The following is a 19,912-nucleotide window of genomic DNA, read 5'->3' on the forward strand; positions in this document are numbered from 1 at the left end:
ACGAGTTCAGATACAGCGCAAGCACCAGCACGGCGACATAGCCCGAGGCCGTGCCGAACGAGCGCAGAATGCCTAGATCCTGCGTGACGTAGCCGCGCCCGGCCGCCGACACTTTTCCGTCGCGCAGAAGGGCGTCGAGTTCGGTGTAACGCTTGACCATCGCGAGGCTCAGAAAGATGAGCACCGAGAACATGATGAGCCAGTCCGACAGCAGGATATCGGCCGCCGCGCCGCCTGCGACTACGCGCGACGTATAAAGCGCGGCGAGCGTGAAGACATCCACCAGCATCAGGCGCTTGAGCTTGAACGAGTACGCCAGCGTCACGATGAAGTAGCCGCCGAGCACGAGCTGGAAGTTGGGCGCTAGTTGCGCGGCGAGCGCGGTGGATGCGACAAGCAGCGTCAACGTAAGCGCCATGCCGAAGGTCAGCGGCAGTTGGCCGGACGCGAACGGCCGGTTGCGCTTTTTCGCGTGACGACGGTCCGAGTCGAGATCCAGCATGTCGTTCAGCAGATACACCGCCGAGGCGCAGAAGCTGAACGAGAAGAACGCGAGCGTTTCGGCGAGCAGCAGCGCCGGATCGGTGAAACGGTGCGACGCGAGGAGCGGCACGAAGATCAGCAGGTTTTTAACCCACTGATAAACGCGCATTTCCTTAAGTGTCAGGCGAACGAGCGAACGTTTTTCTTCAAAGAAAACGATCGTCTTGTTCACCTTCTCCGCCGCCGCCGCGATGTGCCGGTTGCCGACGACGATCGCCTGCCGCGACTGCTTCCAGACAGGCACATCGGCGAGCGCGTTGCCGCAGTAATCGAATCCTTGCGCGCCGAATTCCTTCGTCAACGCGCCGGCCTTGTAACGGCCTGCGAGGTTGTGCGCGTGATCGCTCGCGAGCACGCCCTTGAAGATGCCGAAGTGCGTAGCGATCTGTTCTGCGAACTGTTTGTTCGACGCGGTGCAGAGGTAAAGGTCGCGGCCGGACAGACGCTGCTCCCGCAGATATTCGACGAAACGCGCGTTATACGGTAGCACCGACACGTCGATGGCGACGCGCCCTGCGATCTGCGCTTTCAGATACGCCTTGCCGCGCAATAACCAAACGAAACAGTGAAGGATATAGACCGGATTCTTCTTGACGAGCACGAGGAACGATTCGACAAGTAGATCGGTGGCGGTCAGCGTGCCATCCAGATCGACGCACAGCGGAACGCTAGCTTCGGCCATGATTTCCTCGTTGCGATCATTCTTCGTCAGAATAGGGCGAGTGCCGCCGAACGTATGGGTTACAGAATACCGAGCACTGTTTCTCTGTCTCTGTGCGCTAGTGCACTGTGTCGCGCGGCCGTCAGAGTTTGTATTCGTTCTCGCCGCTCTGCGGATTGTTGGGATAACTTGCTTTCGCAGACGAAACGAATTTTTAAGCGCCTCGCTGGGGACCAGCAAGAGCACGACCGATCCTGCCGAAACAACGCTCACTGCTAGAGGGGCGCTCGCGTAGCCGAAATGCTGAGCGAGCACATAGCCCGAGCGCGGGACTCGGCGCAGCACCGAAACCCGCACTCATGACGGCCACCTGTCCGACATTTGGTCTTCCGTGCCGTGCAGCCGCCGCCGCGGCGAAAGCGGACACTGCGGCGCCTCCCTCCCAGCGGCAGCCGAAAAAAGTGATTAGCATCACGCCCAATGGCTAATTGCTGGATGAGGCGGTTTGCAAAATAGGCCACGGAAAACCATGACGAGTTGAGCGATCATCTTGGTCCGGGCGGGAGAGGGCTCGGAGCCCCCTAATGCGCCGACCACCGCCGAGGCGCAAAGCGGCAGCATTGCGGCATTGCGCAGATGAAAAATCGCGAGCGCCGCAGCGGCTGCGCGCGACGTGCAGCCCGCGCGCTGCGCAGCCGAACTTCACCGGCGGCAACCGGACGCCTAGCCGACATTCGAACGTCCATCTGAGAGCGCCAGCCAGTGGCTGCAAGTGGCCGGCTGCCGAAGATCGCAATTCGTCCACGTGCATGCGCGGCGGCCGTGGCTCAAACCGCCGCCCGACCCGAGGCGGAATTCGCTATAGAAACAAGCCAACGGCCATTACTCGGTGAGGAGCGGCCGCCAAAGTATCGTTAGTAGGCTTGTCCGATGCTGCAGGCTGACAAGCGCTCCGCACTGGTTCTCGGCACCTGCCCGCTAACGCCATCAGCTTAACAGTTTGCGGGAATAGAGAGTCGAGGTGATCTTGGCGACCTCTCATTCGATGCGGTAGCTACCAGTGGTCTTTCCCACGAAATTATAAGCGCCCTTGTCCCCAGGTAGTTTTGAGACTTGCTGCCAGTCGGAATCCCCTCTGATTCCTTTGTATTTACCCGTTCCGAACAGCATTACTGCTTTCCCTGACGTCGCACCAGCGGCGTGATTAAACGACTCTACGAAGTTGTCACCGTCCTTGTCGGTGAACACACAGTATCCGTTCGCTGGACCGGCGCTAAATCCAGATTCAATGCACTGTGCCGTTACGTTGTGCATCAACGGATTCTTGTTGTTAGACGTGAAAATCATCGCTGCTTCAGTAAGGTAAACAGACTCATCCGATCCCACGCCCGCCTCTTTAATGTCGCGCCAGAAGGCCGTGAATGTTGCGTCGATCGATCCCTGCTTCGGTATCGTCTGCGCCTGAACCGTGCATATTGCAAGCATTGGCGCAGCCACCCTGAGAAACAAGCACCGACGGCGGAGAGTAGTCATCTTGCACCTCGCAGTTGTTGCATTCATTTTGCGATCCCGAGTGCTTTGTGACGACGCTGGTAATGGTCTGCCCTTCACGTATGACCGGATGGATCAGAGTACTTCGCCACTACTGTTTTATGACTCTAAGGGAGGGGCTATACGTCGCGCCGTTCGAAACAAGCTCACTTGACTAATCGCGGAAAACGTACGCACGCGTTTTCGTCACACAAACGGAGATTGCGTACGGCCTACGTCCTGCTTTCAGAAAATAGACGATGTGATGTTCTTAAGCAACTTGCGGGGCTGCGAACTTGCTCAGGCGGTGTCGACGCTCCGCTTATTTACGGATTCCGGTCCAAAGCGGCCATTCGCATGAACGGTCGCTGTGACCCATGAATGGCTGCAACTGCCCGTGTGCCGAAGCTCCCTATGCGACTGCTGTCCCACTTCCAGGTCGGGCCCGCAACCTGTGGCAACCATCACGGCGCCATACGAGATGGTCAACGGCGCAGTCACCTGGAATCCGGAGAACTCGTGAATTACACTAAGGTGTACTATGCGCCCTTGATGCATAGCCGACCCACAAAGTCACAAATTGGCGGACGTTCGTGCGACCTACCCACGCGCGTCTGTCAACGCCGGGATCAATCCACTGCCCGGCGGGACGAGCCCCAGCTCAACGCAGGCCGCACTTCGGTTTATCGCCGACCACTACAGAACATGCGGCGACTCGACGGCCATTACTTCTCTAAATCTCTTCGCAACGCCACGGCAGGCAACGTCCGTATGAGCCTTGTCGTTGCGGTCCTGAATCCGATGCGCGCCTCACCGGGTGCCGGCCCGACGTGACATTCAACGTATGTCGCGCATCTGATTCGATAGTAAGGAGACGACCATGAACACGAAGCGTTTAAGCATCGCGTCGGCAGTAGTCGTTCTACTCTTCGCACTGAACGATACCGCGCAAGCCGGCGGCCATTGTTCGACCGAAACACTGAGGGGACCCTTCAGCTTCATCGGGCATGGAGAAATTCTCGGACTGATAGGCGCCGACGGACAGTTGCATCCGTATGCCGCGCCATCGATCCTCGATGATGTAGCCCTCGTCACATTCGATGGAATGGGTCACTTTTCGCGCACCGACTTTGGGATGATCGGCGGATTACCCAAAGGCGGGAAGACGACGTTTGACCCCGTCCAGAGCGGCACCTACGCGGTGAACCCTGATTGCACGGGCACTATGCATATCGTCTATGAAGCAGGAGGAGCCGTTCCGGCGGGAGTTGAGACGGACCTGAACATCGTAGTCGCTGCCGAAGGCACGCTTGTCGAATCGGTCGTCTACAGGGCGGTGACCGCAGGAGGGTCGAGTGCGGACGGCAAAGTATCGTGTCCGCCAAGCTGCGAGCAAGGCGTGCAGGAAAGCTTCGAAGGCAAAAAGGTTGGCTTCTTTGGCTTCCGCTAGTCGACGCCTGATGGAGTTAGGCCTGCGTCTCTTTTCATGCGACCAAATGATGGCGCCGCCGCGAAGCTGATGAAAGGGCTTACCCTGCTTCCCGGAGAACATTAGGGATAAGCCTTAAGCGTTGTGCAATTAGCAGGCTTCGGATGCGCACGAATTGGACAGAAGACATCGATTGCCTGCAATCAACGGAGGGAAACCGAAGCTGCCACGTGACAGTGCGAGCCGCGCGCTCAGGAGCGGAAAGATGGCGTGGCCTCGCAGCACATACTGCACGAACCGGGGGGAAATTCATGTCCTGTGGAATACGGCGCGCAGCATATCACCGCTACGACTGCGGTAGGAGACCGTTGAATGTCCGTCCCGCTCTACGCGCGAATGTCCCTTGCTGGCCGGTGGACTAAACCGCTCGCGCGGTAGGGGCTACGGTCAGACTTCGGTGGGCAGGGAGAGGCCGGCATCGTGGTTCCGTATGTTGGTGAATGAGGCAATCCGCCTCGTTCTCCAGCAGGAGCCGAATCATGACCTCCTCACAGTCAAACGTCAGTCCGCTGCGCCAGCGCATGATTGACGACATGCGCATGCGCCAGCTTGCCCCCAAGACCCAGGACATCTACCTGCACATCGTGCGTGAGTTCGCCCGTTTTCTCGGGCGCTCACCTGACACGGCCACCGTCGAGGACCTGCGGCGCTACCAGCTCTATCTGGTCGACCACGGCACATCGGCCGTGTCGCTGAACCACGCGATCACCGGCCTGAAGTTCTTCTTCACAGTCACGCTCGACCGGCCCGAGCTGATGGTCAGGATGCAACCCGTGCGCGTGCCCCGCGTATTGCCCATCGTGCTCAGCCCCGACGAAGTGCGGCGGCTCATCGAGGCCGCCGGTAACCTGAAGCACCAGACCGCGCTGTCGGTGGCGTACGGCGCGGGGCTACGCGCCAGCGAAGTGGTAGCGCTGAAGGTCACCGACGTCGACAGCGAACGCATGACATTGCGTATCGAGCAGGGTAAGGGCCGCCGTGACCGCTACGCAATGCTCTCGCCGGTGCTGCTCGAGCGCCTGCGTGTGTGGTGGCGCGTGGCCCGTACACAGGGCAAGATGCTTGATGGTGGGTGGCTGTTTCCCGGGCTCGATCCGCTCGATCAGCTGAGCACGCGGCAACTGAACCGCGCCATTCATGCCGCCGCCGAGGCCGCGAACATCGACAAGCGCGTATCCATGCATACCCTGCGTCACAGCTTCGCCACCCACCTGCTCGAACAGAAGGTCGATATTCGTGTGATCCAGGTGCTGCTCGGCCATGCGAAGCTCGAGAACACCGCGCTCTACGTCCAGGTAGCCACCGATCTGCTACACGAGGTCACCAGTCCGCTGGACCGTCTGCCCTCCGAGTAGGCCCGAGCGCTGTAACACCTCATGCTGGAGGTTGCGGACATCTTCCGCAGCCACGGGCCAGCGTGGCGAGCCAAGACACGCCTGAGCCTGGGGCAGCTGAAGGTCATGTCGGCCATCGAACGGTGCCGCACAGCGGCACTGGGCGGACATGTGCTGCGCTGTTTAGGCTGTGCAAAGACAGAAGTGTCCTTCAACTCCTGTCGTGACCGGCATTGCCCGAAGTGCCAGGCCAGCGCCGCACACCGCTGGCTCGAGGCGCGCCAGGCCGATCTGCTGCCCGTCGAGTACTTCCACGTCGTCTTCACGCTGCCCGCGCCAATCAGCGCGATCGCCTGGTATAACAAGCGGGTCATCTACGGGCTGCTGTTCGACATCGCCGCCGACACGCTGCGCACGATCGCCGAGGATCCCAGGCATCTGGGCGCCCAGATCGGCGCCACGCTTGTGCTGCACAGCTGGGGATCGGCACTCACGCATCACCCGCATGTGCACGGCATCGTCCCCGGTGGCGGACTGTCGCCTGACGGTGAGCGCTGGATTGCGTGCCGGCCCGGCTTCTTCCTGCCCGTGCGCGTGCTCTCACGCCTGTTCCGCCGGCGCTTCCTCGAAGCGCTCGAAGTGGCCCACCGGCATGGCCAGCTGCAGTTCTTCGGCGAGTACACCGGGCTCGCTGATTCCACCACCTTTGCCCGGTGGCTTGCGCCGCTGCGTAGCTGTGAATGGGTGGTCTACGCCAAGCGCCCGTTCGCCGGACCGAAGGCGGTGCTCGAGTACCTCTCACGCTATACGCACCGCGTCGCCGTCTCAAACCAGCGCCTGATCGCCTTCGATGAGCGTGGCGTGACGTTCCGCTGGAAGGATTACCGGGCGAAGGGACGCACCCGATACAAGACTATGACGTTGGAGGCCGGCGAATTCATGCGCCGCTTCCTGCTCCACGTGCTGCCGGGTGGCTTCCATCGAATCCGGCACTACGGACTACTCGCCAACCCGGTGCGCCGCGCCAATCTCGCGAAGGTGCGCGATCTGCTGCACGTCACGCCTGAGCTCCGCCCGTCACCGCACGACACCGTCATCGAGACCCGGCCCGTCTTCATCTGCCGGCACTGTGGCGCACCGATGATCGTCATCGACATCCTCGCGCGGAGCGCCCCGATCCGCGCACCGCCGATGTGCCGGGGGCAAACATGAGCACAACGGTTCCCCGATACCTGAACCGACCGTCGGCTTTGCGGCAACGCGGCTTACGAGCGGACGGTTGCGCCTGGCGCTTCGCAAAGCGCCTCCCGCGTCTGCTTCACCATCGTGATTGCACGACAGCACCGCCTTGCTATGGCATCAGCGCCCGTCCAATATCCCGCCTGTCCGCAGCGCATCCGACATCGCTGAGCATCCTGACCTATCAATCGCCATAGCGGTGAGTTCCGATCACACCGGAGCACTCCGCGGTTTCCTCCATCGGGTTTATTCGACGCCTGCCGGCACGCGCGGAAGCATTCACATGCCTGCGGCCGATGGCAGGCATCGAATAAACCTAAACGGACAAAGGCTATCGCGAACGATTCCCCGGAAATCTGCGAATAACCAAAGTTTTCTGGGTGCGCGGAGCGCCCGAAAGGCAAAAGCTGCTGATGTCACTCTATTGCGAACGTTGGATGGGGTGGGCTAGAACAGCGCGGTGATGCAGGTGGTTGAGTCGCGGGTGTCGCGCCTTCACAGTCAGGTGTCCGCTCACTGAACGGCACATCAAGGAGTCGTCGCGACCGAATAATTGCGCCCCTCCCACGTCTGACTCGACGTCCAGAAGAAGGTAAATGCAATCGATGATCCGGCGAGAACACCCTGCACGGCGGGATCGACGTAGTAAATGCCGATCTTCGTTGACGCGGCTTCGGTGTCCTGCCACGTTGCCCAGTCGTCGGTCGACCAGCGCAGTCTGAAGGGCGCGTTCCAGAGAATTCGGAGTCGCGTTCTCGCCAGAATTGCGGGCAGCGGACGGTTGAAGTTCCAGACTTCGATATCGCTGCGAACCCGTGGTGGCTGCCCGGGCTGAGGCTGGTAACGCTCAGCCACGACATCGAGGCGGTCGAAAACGCGACCGTCCGAGACGGAGCGGACAAGCTTGATGTACTCGGCATGCGCCCACGCCAACGGCATGGCGGAGCCGGTCGGACCGCCGGGCACGAAGCTCGTGTTCGCCAGATCCGGCCTATCCCAGACTTGCTCGGGGAGCAGCCTGCGCGGTCCCGCGAAGCCCTCGAGCGCACGTAGGTAGATCGTGGCATCGCCACCGGCGGCGAGTTCATAGTGACCGCGCTCCCCGGAGAGCAGCGGCCAGGGGCGACCCAGCCCGAAAGGCGCGCCGTCGTACCAGGCTTGGCCGTCATTCCCCTGGCCGTAATGGTCGTTGTTGTACCGATAGAAAGCCGGGCCTTGCGGCAGCGTTTTGCTTATGACGGCATCGACTACCTTGACCGAGTCGACGATGATTGGGTCATTCGCGGCGCGAACGCCATAGCGCACCAGTTCGAGGAATCCTGCATCGACGACGGTGTTAGCTTGGCCGCTGTAGCCGCGCATTTGTATGGCGGCGGTGTCTGGATCTTCTGGGAAAATGTAGGCGCCATTGTTGTGCGCCGGCAAGATCCGAATGTAGTGCTGCGTGATGCCTGGAACCAGCGTGCCTTGCGTGGTAACGCACCATCGCTCAAGATGCGCTTCCAGGAAGTCCGCGTACTCGAGAAGGAATTGAGCCGTCGCGGCATCCGCCCATTGCGCCGCGCAGACCAATGCTGCAATGTTCGTGGCGAGTGTGGAAGGAGAATAGCCTTCCTGTTCTTCCCAACGCTCCTGCGCGGTCATGGGGCCGTTTGCGATCAACGCGCCGGCCGCGGCCAGCACCATCCCGGCGGGATCGAACTGGCCCAGCAAATTCGCCTGACGCAAGTGGTAGGCGAGGATAATCGGAAACGAGTATTCGTCGAGCTGCTTCGCATCGGGCAGCCACGGGTTCCCGTCGATGAAAAACTTCTGCGGGAAGCTGCCATCTTTCGATTGCGACGCAGCGAGGAACATGAGTCCGCGAAGCGGCGGATCTTGCGCGCCGGCGGCAAGCAAGGCGAGCGCACTTTGGCACATATCACGCGGCCAGACCATGTGGTAGCCGGCAGCCAGATCCCGCACTATCTCGCCCCACGGGATGCTCAGCGAAGCCACCAGCGCGCCGTTGGCCGTCTTGTCTTCATGTGCAAGTAAAACGTTGCGGCTCAGGTTGAAGAGCGCGTCGCTGTCGCCCGTCACGCCCGCCTTCGGCTCGAACGGTGCGTCGACCGCGTCGTTCCAGCCTCTGAGGAATTCGGCACGGTGATTGTATGCGTTCGCCGGGCCGTCAAACGGGTAGGCCAGTGCCTCGGATACAGCGATCAGCGCCTTATTGGGCGTGCTCGCGGTAATGTCGGTCGGCTCGTCGACGCAGAACGCGAGTGCCACGACGAATTGATTCTTTCCTGCGCGATCGATCTCTGCGGTAAGCGCGACGTAGCCGTCCTTGGCTGCGTCGTAATTCCAGACAGGCAAGCGCCGGTTGGCGATGATGTCGGTCCAGCCGTCGTTCACGCCCACGAAGCCGCAACTCATCTGACCGAAGCCGCAGTCGGCGCCCAGCGCCAGCCAGTAGTTGCCGCGTGTAGCCACGAGGCGATCGCCGGTCGCGGTGCTGGCTCGGTGCGCGATGTTGCCAGCGCCATACCCGCCCATGTGAGGTGCCAGCAACGCGTAGACGTGCAGCTTGTCGAGGAATGCCTGATCACCTTGCAGTGTCGCGCGAACCAACACGCAAGGCGAACCCTTCTCGGCAATCACCTCCTGCACGATGACGTAGGGCTGGTCTTTCGCGCGAGAGGTGATTCGGAAGAACAGGGCAGGCGCGTCGGGCCATTCACATTGGTGGTCGAAGTCTTTCTGCGCGTCGTGATAGAAGGTCGCGCCGTCGGTAATGATGAACTGGAAGTCGCGCACCTGAGGCGTGTCGACGTCCGGGAAGTAGATTTCCGTGAGAATGCCGCCGGATGAGGTGTACCAGACCTGGCTTGACAGAGAGTAGGCTGTCCCTACGGCGTCCTTATCCGCGCGGCTCCAGGGTTGGGCAATGCCAGGTGCGCCCGGCGCCACATTCGATTCGAGCAGATTCGCCATGGTCTTTCCCTGTACGTTTTTCGGGTACGGAGCACATCAGCTTGCTGGGCGCCGGCTGACGCATGGTGAACCGGGCTCGAATACGCTCAATGATAGTAGACGAAGCAAAGAACGTCGCTTCACAAAACGGGCGGTGGCGTCTCATGTATGTGTCCGCTGACGTAACTCCGCTATTCGGATTACTCCGGCGGGGCGGGCGCGACCGGAGCCCGGGACGGACCGGAATCTGCATCGACGCTTGATGGCCTGGCGCGCGTTGCATATAACCGACTAGACAGGCGTGCGCCGGCGCCCCCGCCGCACGCCCAGGGCTTCCGCTACTGCACATGGACTCAACGACCAACGGCACGTCTGACTTCTTCATTGGCCGTGACCACGAATTACGGCTGGCGAAGGCGTCGCTTGTCAAGGCCGCCGACGGGCATGGCGGCGTCATGCTCGTGGCCGGCAGCGCGGGCATCGGCAAGTCGAGGCTCGCGCGCCAGATCGTCGCGACGGCGGCAGACCAGCGTTTCACCGTGCATTGGGCCCGCTGCCCGGAAGAGCCCGGGGCGCCGGCATACTGGCCTTGGCGGCAACTGTTTCGCTCCGCGTCTCGCAACAAGGTGCCATGCGTCGTCGACGACGCGAGCGCAGCGGATCACGCGATCATCGGTGCCGCGATTCCCGAAGCCTTGTCCCCGCATGTGGCAAACGACTTATCGACCTGCGACGTCGATACCGCGCAGGCACGTTTTGCGTTGTTTGACGCAATCACGCGTTTCTGGCAGCGCGCAGCAACCGAGGAACCTGTGCTGCTCGTATTCGACGACCTTCATTGCGCCGACCCCACATCGATCCGGCTGCTGTCGTTCTTCTCGGCGCAGCTCGCGCACGTGGCGGTCATGGTGCTCGCCACTTACCGCGATACCGAGGTCGCCGGCGACCATCCCCTCAACGACACGTTCGCCGATCTCGTCCGCACGCCCGGTTTCCGGTGCCTGCATCTGAGGGGCCTTGACTGCCGCGAATCCGGGCTCTTCTTTCTCGCCGCGAGCGGCGCGGTGCCGAACGCGTCGCTCGCGCAGGCGCTTCATGTGCGCACCGAAGGCAACCCGCTCTTTCTGCAGGAGACGGTGCGCTATCTGATCGAAGATCGAGCGCGCTCGGGCGTCGTGGCGTGCGACGAGTCGGTGCTGCTCACGGTCATCCCTGAAGGCGTCCGTCACGTGATCGCGAAGCGCGTCCGGCATTTGCCGGAACACGCGCGGCGTTTGCTCCCGATCGCCTCCTGTATCGGCCGAACGTTCGACATCGAACTGCTGATGGCGCTCGAGCCGAAGGGAGAGGAAGAGAGGGTTCTGGCGAGCCTCGAAGCGGCGCTTCAGGCGAGTTTGCTCGAGACGACAGCGGAAAGGGGCGTATTGCGCTTTAGTCACGTACTGATCCGCGACATGCTCTACGAAGACCTTCTCGCCGCCCGCCGCGAACGGCTGCACGGCGCGATTGCAGAGTGGCTCGAAACGCGTGAGCGCGGCAACCGGGCACCGCGGCTCGCGCAACTGGCGCATCACTTCGCGCAGGCGGGCCGCCATGCCGATGTTGCGAAGGCGCTCCACTACGCGCGAGAAGCCGCCGAGCAGGCCGGGCGGTCATTCGCGTTCGAGGAGGCATCCCGGCTCTGTCGTCTTGCGCTCTCGCTGCAAGCCGCGCATTTCGGTCACGATGCGTCTCTGCGATGCGACCTGCTTCTGACGCTCGGCCGCGCCGAGGCGGACGTGGGCGCGCCTGAGCCCAGCCGTGCGGCGTTTCTCGAAGCAGCGGAAGTGGCGAGGGACAATGGCTTGACCGCCGCTTTCGTGCGAGCCGCGATCGGCTTCGAGCAGGCTAATTTCCGCACTGCACGTTCGGGCGAAGCCTCCGTCGCGCTGCTCATTCAGGCTATCGAGGCGCACGAGGGCAATGACGCGATGCGCGTCGAGTTGCTCGCGTGTCTAAGCCGCGCCTATGTGTACTGCAATCTCGCCGAGGAAGCGCAGCGCACGTGGCAGGTTTGCGTCGCGCTCGCGCGCGAGCTTGGCGATGCGCGGGGGCTATACCTTGCGCTAACGGCTATCACGTCCGCCGGCTACTGGCCGGCTCTGCTGGACGAGCGGCTTGCCGCAGGCAATGAGGCATGGTCGATCGCACAAGCGTCGAGCGAGCTCAGATGGACGCTTGCCGACCTCATGGCGTATCGCCTCTGCGACCTGTTCCGCGTGGGCGACATCGTCAAGTTGCGCGCCGCGCTTGACGCGGACCGGCGAGTGTCTCGCGACGTGAATTCGCTTTATCACCAGGCGGTCGTGCTCTGTTTCGAAACGCTTCTGTCGATCAATGAGGGCACATTCGACCGCGCCGAGTGCGAGGCGCAGCAAGCACTCGCGATGGGTGAGCGCGTCGCGCAGCAAGCGGCCGCGACGGCATTCGGCATGCAGATGTTCTGCATCCGGCGAGAACAGGGCCGCCTGGGCGAAGTGCTCCCGGCCATGCAACTGATGCTTCGCAAAAGCACCACTGCATCGCTGTGGCGCCCAGGGATCGCGCTCATCTACGCGGAACTCGACATGCGCGCCGAAGCGCGTGCCGAATTCGATGCACTGCAACTCCAGAGCATGACCGAATGTCCGGCGAACGCGGACTCACTCACGCGAGCGTGCTTCGCGGCGGAAGTGTGCGTCTACCTGGAGGACGCGTCGCGCGCCGCGGCGTTGTATCGCGTGTTGCAGCCGTACGAGGGCGCGACCTTGCTGCTCGACATAGGCGGACCGTGCCTCGGCGCCGCCGACCGTCTGCTCGGTATGCTCGCGACCGTGGACAGGCGCTGGGAAGTGGCCGAGCAGCATTTCATGAGGGCAATGGATATCGACGAGCGGACAGGCGCGCGAGTCTGGCTCGCGCACGACCGCTACCGATATGCGCGCATGCTTCACGCGCGCGGCGCAGCGGAGGACCGGCCGCGCGCCAATCAATTGATCGAGGGGGCACTCGCCGACGCGCGGGCGCTCGGCATGTCAACGCTCGTCGCGCGCGTCGAGACGCTGCGCGCGGCCATCGATGCGTCCAGCGCGGAACCGGCTTATCCGTGCGGGCTCACGAAGCGCGAGGTCGAAGTGCTGCGTCTCGTGGCAATCGGGCGAAACAACCGGGACATCGGGCGTGTGCTCGAAATCAGTTCGAACACCGTTGCAAATCATATCCGCAGCATCCTCGACAAAACGTACTCCGCCAATCGCACCGAAGCCGCCGCGTTCGCGAGCCACGCCGGGCTCCTCGACGCTTGACGCGCTCAATTGCGCCGGGACAGGAACGCGAGAACGGCCGTGTCGAACTCGGCGGGCATCTCGACGGGCGCGAGATGCCGTCCATTCTGAATCAGCACGAGCCGCGAGCCGGGGATGCAGCGATTCGCAGTGTCCGCGGCGATCCGGAAAAACGGCCGCGTGAGCGTGCCGCGTGCAATCGCGACGGGCACTGGTATCTTGCTGAGTTGCGCGCACGTTATGGCCGGGGGCGGCGGCGCATTGAGTTGCAGCGGAATAGTCCGGGCGTTCTCCGACGTCACGACGCGTACGCGGTCGGGCAGCCGGTCGTAGGTGCCGGGCGCGCCGTTCACGCCATCAACGAACGGACGCACCGCGGCCTGCTGGTCGCCGCGCTTCGAAGCGGCGAACGCAGGGCCGAACGCCTGTTGCTGATCTGCGGATATCGCCTGGCGGTCCGACGCATCCGTGACGAATGTAGTCAGCGACGGTTCGTAGGCGAACACGCTGCGGACCAGTTCGGGATGCTGTACTGCAACGACGAGCCCGATGTCCGCTCCATAAGACCAGCCGACGAGGTCGACCGGGCCGGCGTTGAGCGCGCGAATGAAGGCGGCAAGATCGTCGGCGTGCGTTTGCATCGAGAACTGCGCGCCGTCGTCCGGCCACGATGCCGCGCCGAAATAGCGATTCGACGGCGCGACGACGCGATAGTGCCCGGCAATCGCGTCGCGGGCCGCATCCCACGCGCGGTAATCGGCGATCGCGCCATGGATCAGCACGACCGTTTCACCCGTGCCCTGCTGCTCGTAGTGAAGCTGCACCCCGTTCACGCTCGCGTCGCGGAACTGCGGCTGGCTTGCATCGAGTTTTGAAGAACTGCACGAGGCGAGCATCGACAAACAGAGCGGTAAGACGATCGACAGCGCGTTCACTTTGCGGATTCTCATGTCGTCCCTCCCGGTCAACGATGCATGCAGTCTTTATATGCAACGAAGCGTGGCGCGCAAATAGTCAATATTGACCAACGCGTCAGCCGGCCGGCATGAGCCATTCCGGCCTGTGTTCCGTCACTTCGATGATTTCGTCAGCGGGTATGTCCGCGCGTCGCGCGGCTTCGCGAATCGCTTCCATGTTGTTCGCTTCGTACAGGCAATACGTCTTGCGCTTGTCGGCGGTCAGGAAGGAGACGAGCCATTTGACGCCGACCTCGTTATTTATTTCCGTCACCTCGGTAGCGCCCTCAACCGTGAATTCCAGTTGCTCAGCGAAATTGCGCTCGATCAGAAAGAGAGTCATGGTGCCTCCGCCTCAACAGAAGGACAACACGCGTTCGGTCTCGCCGACGTCGTCAGGTTAAAGAAAGTCTAGTTCACGCGCGAGAAGCGATGAAGCCGCGATGGTCATTTCTCGCTATTTGCACGGCGACTTCGCAGATCTACAAATGCCTCAACGGCGACGAGCTTTTTGCTTCGAAACCGTGGAGCTTTGGAGAGCCCATCATGAACCGCCGACTCATTCCCGGAATGCTCGTAACGCTGATTTTGCGCGCACCGGTCTCGCCGCTCGCGGACAGTAGGCTGCCGGCCGACATGTCCAGGCTGGGAGATGCATGGGGCGCGGTAGAACAGATGGACGTGCCAGGCGCGGGATTCGGCGCGCAGCATGCGGGCGCAGCGCATCGCGGCTATGTCGCGGGCATGCCGATGCGTTTCAGCGGGACTCAGTTGCCGTTTCGCTTCGCGACGAGCCCAACGTTGCAGCCTTCTGAGTGGTAAATCATGAACAGACGAGCAATGTTGACGGCATGCGCGCTGGTATCTGCGGCGCTGACGCAGACCGCTTTCGCGTATTCGCAGGAAGAAGTGAATGTCTTCGACGAACCCTCCGTTTCGACGATGGACACCAGAGCAAGAGCCACGCCGGGCGACGAGGCGCGTTTCGACGGCGACGTCCGGTCGACGGCGGCCCCTTCGAAGCCGACGAGAGAGGCGGGCGCCAATCAGGACGCGCGCCGGAACGTAGACAGGGTACAGCCGTGAGCGACCGCCTATGACGTCGTTGAGACGAGTCGCTATACGCTTGCGCGCCCTTGCCGTCGAGGGGAACGGACGACAGAAACCGACCGACGGCTGACAGATGTGGTTGCCAAAGACGCGATCCAATCGGTTCCATCGACCGAGGACTGTGCGGCATTCGCTTCGATGCCGGCTCCGACCGCACACTCGTGATCGAACGCTCACACTCATCCAATGATCGCCTCGCCGTCGTCGGCTGTTGTCAGCTGGACAACACGGTGTAAGCGCCCGCGATGCTACTGGGATTCGCCAGGTCTTACTACAATCCGCCACACGTTCGCTTGGAATGCGAGCAACGAAGCGCGGGGACCCCTGTTTTTGCTGACGAACCGCGCCGCGCAGGGCAGCCTGATCCATTCAATTCATAGGACAACGAAGATGAGCGCAACAACCCGCAACGTGCAGCCCGTTACCACTGAAATCGGCAAAGGAAGTCCGGTCGAACTCGTGCCTTCACGCTACGCCGTGCGCGTGGGAGACATCGACGTCGTGCTGATCAGCGATGGCGTCCTGCCATTGCCGACCTCCACCATGTCCACCAACGTGAGCGAAGCGGACCGCAACCAATGGTTCGATGGTCGTTTCCTCCAGCGCGACACGTTCGATTGGGCGCTCAATGTTGCGCTCGTGCGCAGTGGCGATCGCCTCGTGCTGATCGACTCGGGCGTAGGAGACGGCTTCCAATACTTCTCCCGCGCCGGTAAGTCGGTGATGCGCCTGGAATCGGCTGGTATCGACCTGGCCGCTATAACGGATATCGTTGTCACGCATATGCACATGGACCACGTCGGCGGGCTGAACGTCGACGGCGTGAAAAACAACTTGCGTCCCGACGTGCGCATTCACGTGTCAGCGGCAGAAGTGGCTTTCTGGAAGAATCCGGACTTCAGCAGGACGGTCATGCCGGAAGCGGTTCCTCCCGCGCTACGCAAGGCTGCGGCAACGTTCGTGGAACTTTACCGGGAGAACATCGTGCAGTTCGACCAGAAGGTCGAAGTGGCAGTGGGTGTCTCGGCGCGCGTGACCGGTGGCCATACGCCGGGGCATTGCGTCGTGGATGTCGCTTCGAAGGGGGAGAAGCTGACGTTCGTAGGCGATGCGGTTTTCGAAGTCAACTTCGACAATCCGGACTGGCAGAACGGCTTCGAGCACGATCCCGAAGCGGCGGTCGACGTGCGTATCGCGCTCTTCAACGAGGCGGCTGAGACCGGCGCGCTTCTGGCCGCGGCGCACGTGGCGTTCCCGTCTATCGGTCACGTTGCGAAGACCCGTGACGGTTTCCGTTTCGTGCCGGTTCAGTGGGACTACTAAGCTTGGAGCAACGGCCACACGCGCAGGCACTCGCGGCGAGTGTCTGCCCATGATTTCCCGGTCCTAGCATACGGATTCAATATGAAACCTACCGCTCTCTTACCAGCCTTATGCTGCATGTCACTGCTGGCGATATTGCCAGCCGTCGCGGCTGCCAGCGCCTTCACCGTCAATGTCGATGGGCTGAATCGCGGCCAGTTCGGAAACGAACACGTGTATGGCGGATTTGGCTGTCATGGCCAGAACGTCTCACCGCGCGTTTCTTGGTCTCACGTTCCGCCCGGAACGAAGAGCATCGTCGTCACGATACACGACCCCGATGCGCCCACCGGCGGTCTTGGCTGGACGCACTGGCAGGTGGCGAACATTCCGCCGTCTGAAACATCGATCGAAAAGGGTGCGTCGGGCGATGCCCGGCTGCTGCCCGCAGGCGCCATCGAGACGCTTACCGATTTTGGCGCGTCGGCTTATGGTGGACCGTGCCCTCCGCAAGGCGATTCTCATCGATACATCGTGACGGCCACGGCGCTGTCCGTGGCAAGCCTCGATGTCAAAGCGGAGTCGAGTCCCGCGCTCGTCGCCTATCAGATGCACGGCAAAGTCATCCGACAGGCGCGTTACGTGGCGCGCTATTACCGCTCACCGGAGTGAACGGCGCAGCGGCGGGAAGTCGTCCGCGGCATCCCGCCGGCCCCAACGGCGGCCTGTGGCACCGTATCGATTCCTATGATTAAAACGCAGCCGGTTCGCAGCGGTGGAAAAATAACCTTCGTCTGTGTCACGAAGTGCGGCCCTCGCACGTCTTGAAGACGACAACGCGGTCACCGTGACCGCTCACCCACGCAAGCCCGACCGAACCCGCGATATGCATCTTGGCAGATCCTATCGGCTGACCGAATTTCTCTTCTGGACCCGCAGGCAGATATATGCCCTCCTGGTTTGCGGATCTGTGCCGGTGATTCTCTACAAGTATGCGTCGATGAGGTGGCTGTCAGTGCCGCTTACGATAGTCGTTCTTCTAGGGACGGCGACATCATTCATCGTCGGTTTCAAGAACGTACAGACCTATAACCGCGCCGAGGACGCGCAGATCGTGTGGACATGCATCGTTGGCGTAAGCCGCCGATGGGGTCAGTTAGCCTGCGCGTTTCCGAATGAACTCCGTGTGAGCCGGGAACTCGTTTTGCGGCATCTCGCCTGGCTCACCGCATTACGTTACGAACTGCGCAGTCCCCGTATCTGGGAAAGCATGAGCCGGCGCTTCAACCTCGAGTACCGCCGCCACTATCATGTCCCCGAGTGGGAATCCGCGCTCGGCGACGTTCTAAGCGATTATCTTTCGTCCTCGGAAACGGCTTGCGCGCTCGCATCGCGCTCGGCGACGGCCGCCATCTTGAGCATGCAGAGCGAGCACCTCAAGAGGCTGCATCGCGCGGGAGATCTCGATCTGTCGTTCTATCTCGAGCTGCAACGCGCAGTCGGCGAGTTGATCGCGCTTCAGGCCAACGCCGAGCGGCTCAAGAACTTCCCTTACCCGCGTCAGTACGCAACAATCAGCGCATTGTTCGTGAGGTTCTTCTGTTTGCTGTTTCCGTTCGGGTTGTTGCAGGAATTCGACAAGCTCAACGACGTGATCAGCGGTCCGATGCACGGCAATATGGTCTGGCTCGCCGTCCCGTTCAGCGTGATCGTGTCGTGGATGTACACGTCGCTGGCGCAGGTGGGAGAAAGCACGGAGAATCCGTTCGAAGGAAGCGCGAACGATGTTCCTATTTCGACGCTCTGCGCCACCCTGGAGGGCGATCTGCGCTCGATGCTCGGGGAGACGGTCGGGCACGCAACCCTTCCAACCATTGCACTTTGACGCGAGCAAACCATCGGAATAGACGAGGGTAGCGATGAACAAGGCGGTTCCAGCAAGCCCGGCCAACGACGATATCGACGACGCAACGCATTCGTTCAACACCTTGCGAAGACGCCTGCACGGCATTGCGTATCGCATGCTCGCGTCCGTCGCGGAAGCCGAGGATGTCGTGCAAGACGCGTGGCTTCGCTGGAATTCCGCGTCCCGCGCGGACATCGACAATCCGGAGGCCTGGCTCGTCGCAGTCACCACGCGTTTGTCCATTGACAGGCTGAGAGCGGCCAAAGCACAACGCGAACACTACGCGGGAATCTGGCTGCCTGAGCCCTATGCAGTGGACGCGCCTGTCAGCCCAGAAGAAATCAAGGAGCGCGCCGACGATGTTTCCGTCGCCTTCTTGATGCTGCTGGAACGGCTCAGTCCGGACGCGCGCGCCGCGTTCCTGCTGCACGAAGTCTTCGATGTCGATTACGAGCACGTCGCCAAGACACTCGGCAAGTCGGAGGCGGCATGCCGTCAACTGGTCAGCAGAGCCAAGACGCAGTTGCGCGAAGGCCGTGCGCGCATCACTGTGCCCCGCGAAATCCATTTGCGCTTGCTGACGCAATTCGCCCGCGCGCTGGAATCGGGTGACTTCACAGCCATTCAGGGCCTGCTTGCGGAGGATGCCGTCCTCGTTGGCGACGGCGGCGGCCGCGTGCCGAGTTTTCCGAAGCCCATGGAGGGCGGCAGGCGCATCGCGCAACTCTTCTATGCCTCCAGGCTCCGCTTCAACGCCAAACTGCGCATGGAACTGGCTGTACTCAACGGGCAATGGGCGCTGTTGCGATTCATCGAGGGGAAGCTCGAATCGGCGCAATCGTATGAGACTGACGGCGAGCGTATCGTGCGCATCCTCGTGCAACGCAATCCCGACAAGCTGGTCAGGCTGGCCGCTGCCTTCGGCGGCTGCTGACGTTCTTCGTACGGGCATCCGACACTCGATTGGTGCTGCGCGAGCAACACGGTGAGCCGCGGTGCATGGCTTCCGGCACTGTGCGGCGATACCTAACATGGTTGCGTACGGCATATCGCCGGCCCCGCTGCGCGGCGCACGTGCAGCTCACTCTCGCTGGAGCAACCATGACTCAACGCATCAATTACGTTCAACAATCGCCCGAGCTTTTCAAGAGATTCGTCTCGTTTGGCCTCGCGGTGAAGGAAAGCGGTATCGAGGCGTCAATCTGCGAACTCACGTCGCTGCGCGCATCGCAGCTCAACGGCTGCGGCTTCTGCGTCGACATGCACGTGAAGCAGGCCAGAATTCATGGGGAGCGCGAACTCCGCTTGCATCACGTGGCGATATGGCGCGAGTCGACGCTGTTTTCACCGCGTGAACGGGCCGCACTGGCGTGGACGGAAATCCTCACGAGACTGCCAGAGAACGGTGTGCCCGACGATCTGTTCGAGCACGTTCGCACCCAGTTCACCGACCAAGAGTTGTCGAACCTGACGTTTCACGTCATGGCGATCAACGGCTGGAACCGCGTGAACGTCGCATTCCGCACCGTGCCGGGATCGTCGGACTCCGCATTCGGGCTCGAGAAGGCGAACCTGACATGACGAT

General features: G+C 61.8%; 16 protein-coding genes. 11 read left to right on the forward strand and 5 right to left on the reverse strand.

The window, feature by feature from the left end:
* Together GV035_RS26130 and GV035_RS26135 are read right to left on the reverse strand one after the other, a co-directional pair.
* On the reverse strand, positions 1–1,225 hold a 1,225-nt coding region (locus tag GV035_RS26130; protein WP_159838536.1), incomplete at its 3' end, for a UbiA family prenyltransferase.
* Between the two features lie 1,017 nt (positions 1,226–2,242).
* A complete protein-coding gene (locus GV035_RS26135) occupies positions 2,243–2,737 on the reverse strand; it encodes a hypothetical protein (protein WP_236572845.1) in 495 nt (164 codons plus the stop codon).
* Positions 2,738–3,614: 877 nt separating this feature from the next.
* Here GV035_RS26135 and GV035_RS26140 point away from each other — a divergent pair.
* From GV035_RS26140 to GV035_RS26150, 3 genes are all read left to right on the forward strand, one after another.
* Entirely contained in the window at positions 3,615–4,184 is a 570-nt protein-coding gene (locus tag GV035_RS26140) for a hypothetical protein (RefSeq protein ID WP_159838538.1), read from the forward strand.
* A 518-nt stretch (positions 4,185–4,702) separates the two neighbouring features.
* Entirely contained in the window at positions 4,703–5,578 is an 876-nt protein-coding gene (locus GV035_RS26145; protein ID WP_159838540.1) for a tyrosine-type recombinase/integrase, read from the forward strand.
* A gap of 21 nt (positions 5,579–5,599) precedes the next feature.
* Positions 5,600–6,769: an IS91 family transposase gene (locus GV035_RS26150; protein ID WP_159838542.1), complete on the forward strand. Its 1,170-nt coding sequence runs from the start codon at positions 5,600–5,602 to the stop codon at positions 6,767–6,769.
* A 555-nt stretch (positions 6,770–7,324) separates the two neighbouring features.
* Here the strand turns inward: GV035_RS26150 and GV035_RS26155 are convergent.
* Positions 7,325–9,772: a glycoside hydrolase family 15 protein gene (locus GV035_RS26155; RefSeq protein WP_159838544.1), complete on the reverse strand. Its 2,448-nt coding sequence runs from the start codon at positions 9,770–9,772 to the stop codon at positions 7,325–7,327.
* Positions 9,773–10,098: 326 nt separating this feature from the next.
* On the opposite strand from GV035_RS26155, the gene GV035_RS26160 reads away from it, so the two are divergent.
* Positions 10,099–13,074 carry a helix-turn-helix transcriptional regulator gene (locus tag GV035_RS26160; RefSeq protein WP_159838546.1) on the forward strand — a complete coding sequence of 992 codons (2,976 nt, stop codon included), beginning with the start codon at positions 10,099–10,101 and terminating at the stop codon, positions 13,072–13,074.
* 5 nt (positions 13,075–13,079) lie between these two features.
* Here the strand turns inward: GV035_RS26160 and GV035_RS26165 are convergent, their stop codons facing one another.
* Together GV035_RS26165 and GV035_RS26170 are read right to left on the reverse strand one after the other, a co-directional pair.
* Positions 13,080–14,003, reverse strand: coding sequence for an alpha/beta fold hydrolase (locus GV035_RS26165; RefSeq protein WP_159838548.1), 924 nt, complete (start codon positions 14,001–14,003; stop codon positions 13,080–13,082).
* An 82-nt stretch (positions 14,004–14,085) separates the two neighbouring features.
* Complete coding sequence (locus GV035_RS26170; RefSeq protein WP_159838550.1) at positions 14,086–14,352, reverse strand: DUF4242 domain-containing protein; 267 nt, start codon at positions 14,350–14,352, stop codon at positions 14,086–14,088.
* A 203-nt stretch (positions 14,353–14,555) separates the two neighbouring features.
* Between GV035_RS26170 and GV035_RS26175 the strand changes: the two genes are divergently transcribed.
* The 7 genes from GV035_RS26175 to GV035_RS26200 all read left to right on the forward strand — a co-directional run bounded on the left by GV035_RS26175 (position 14,556) and on the right by GV035_RS26200 (position 19,908).
* Positions 14,556–14,831, forward strand: a complete 276-nt coding sequence (locus GV035_RS26175) for a hypothetical protein (RefSeq protein WP_159838552.1) — start codon at positions 14,556–14,558, stop codon at positions 14,829–14,831.
* A gap of 3 nt (positions 14,832–14,834) precedes the next feature.
* Positions 14,835–15,095, forward strand: coding sequence for a hypothetical protein (locus GV035_RS29610; protein WP_236572846.1), 261 nt, complete (start codon positions 14,835–14,837; stop codon positions 15,093–15,095).
* 414 nt (positions 15,096–15,509) lie between these two features.
* The gene (locus tag GV035_RS26180; RefSeq protein WP_159838581.1) at positions 15,510–16,442 is read left to right on the forward strand and encodes an MBL fold metallo-hydrolase; all 933 of its coding nucleotides are present in this window, start codon (positions 15,510–15,512) and stop codon (positions 16,440–16,442) included.
* 81 nt (positions 16,443–16,523) lie between these two features.
* A complete protein-coding gene (locus tag GV035_RS26185; RefSeq protein WP_159838554.1) occupies positions 16,524–17,093 on the forward strand; it encodes a YbhB/YbcL family Raf kinase inhibitor-like protein in 570 nt (189 codons plus the stop codon).
* A gap of 214 nt (positions 17,094–17,307) precedes the next feature.
* Entirely contained in the window at positions 17,308–18,306 is a 999-nt protein-coding gene (locus tag GV035_RS26190) for a bestrophin family protein (RefSeq protein WP_159838583.1), read from the forward strand.
* Positions 18,307–18,340: 34 nt separating this feature from the next.
* Positions 18,341–19,261, forward strand: coding sequence for an RNA polymerase sigma-70 factor (locus tag GV035_RS26195; protein ID WP_159838556.1), 921 nt, complete (start codon positions 18,341–18,343; stop codon positions 19,259–19,261).
* Between the two features lie 167 nt (positions 19,262–19,428).
* Entirely contained in the window at positions 19,429–19,908 is a 480-nt protein-coding gene (locus tag GV035_RS26200) for a carboxymuconolactone decarboxylase family protein (RefSeq protein WP_159838585.1), read from the forward strand.
* Positions 19,909–19,912: the final 4 nt, after the last annotated feature.

Origin of the sequence: Burkholderia sp. 8Y, assembly GCF_902506145.1 — a bacterium.
Taxonomy (GTDB): Bacteria; Pseudomonadota; Gammaproteobacteria; order Burkholderiales; family Burkholderiaceae; genus Caballeronia.

Coding starts and splice junctions, on each gene's coding strand:
- GV035_RS26135 (WP_236572845.1), bottom strand. CDS start 2,737: ATGACTACTCTCCGCCGTCGGTGCTTGTTTCTCAGGGTGGCTGCGCCA.
- GV035_RS26140 (WP_159838538.1), top strand. CDS start 3,615: ATGAACACGAAGCGTTTAAGCATCGCGTCGGCAGTAGTCGTTCTACTC.
- GV035_RS26145 (WP_159838540.1), top strand. CDS start 4,703: ATGACCTCCTCACAGTCAAACGTCAGTCCGCTGCGCCAGCGCATGATT.
- GV035_RS26150 (WP_159838542.1), top strand. CDS start 5,600: ATGCTGGAGGTTGCGGACATCTTCCGCAGCCACGGGCCAGCGTGGCGA.
- GV035_RS26155 (WP_159838544.1), bottom strand. CDS start 9,772: ATGGCGAATCTGCTCGAATCGAATGTGGCGCCGGGCGCACCTGGCATT.
- GV035_RS26160 (WP_159838546.1), top strand. CDS start 10,099: ATGGACTCAACGACCAACGGCACGTCTGACTTCTTCATTGGCCGTGAC.
- GV035_RS26165 (WP_159838548.1), bottom strand. CDS start 14,003: ATGAGAATCCGCAAAGTGAACGCGCTGTCGATCGTCTTACCGCTCTGT.
- GV035_RS26170 (WP_159838550.1), bottom strand. CDS start 14,352: ATGACTCTCTTTCTGATCGAGCGCAATTTCGCTGAGCAACTGGAATTC.
- GV035_RS26175 (WP_159838552.1), top strand. CDS start 14,556: ATGAACCGCCGACTCATTCCCGGAATGCTCGTAACGCTGATTTTGCGC.
- GV035_RS29610 (WP_236572846.1), top strand. CDS start 14,835: ATGAACAGACGAGCAATGTTGACGGCATGCGCGCTGGTATCTGCGGCG.
- GV035_RS26180 (WP_159838581.1), top strand. CDS start 15,510: ATGAGCGCAACAACCCGCAACGTGCAGCCCGTTACCACTGAAATCGGC.
- GV035_RS26185 (WP_159838554.1), top strand. CDS start 16,524: ATGAAACCTACCGCTCTCTTACCAGCCTTATGCTGCATGTCACTGCTG.
- GV035_RS26190 (WP_159838583.1), top strand. CDS start 17,308: ATGCATCTTGGCAGATCCTATCGGCTGACCGAATTTCTCTTCTGGACC.
- GV035_RS26195 (WP_159838556.1), top strand. CDS start 18,341: ATGAACAAGGCGGTTCCAGCAAGCCCGGCCAACGACGATATCGACGAC.
- GV035_RS26200 (WP_159838585.1), top strand. CDS start 19,429: ATGACTCAACGCATCAATTACGTTCAACAATCGCCCGAGCTTTTCAAG.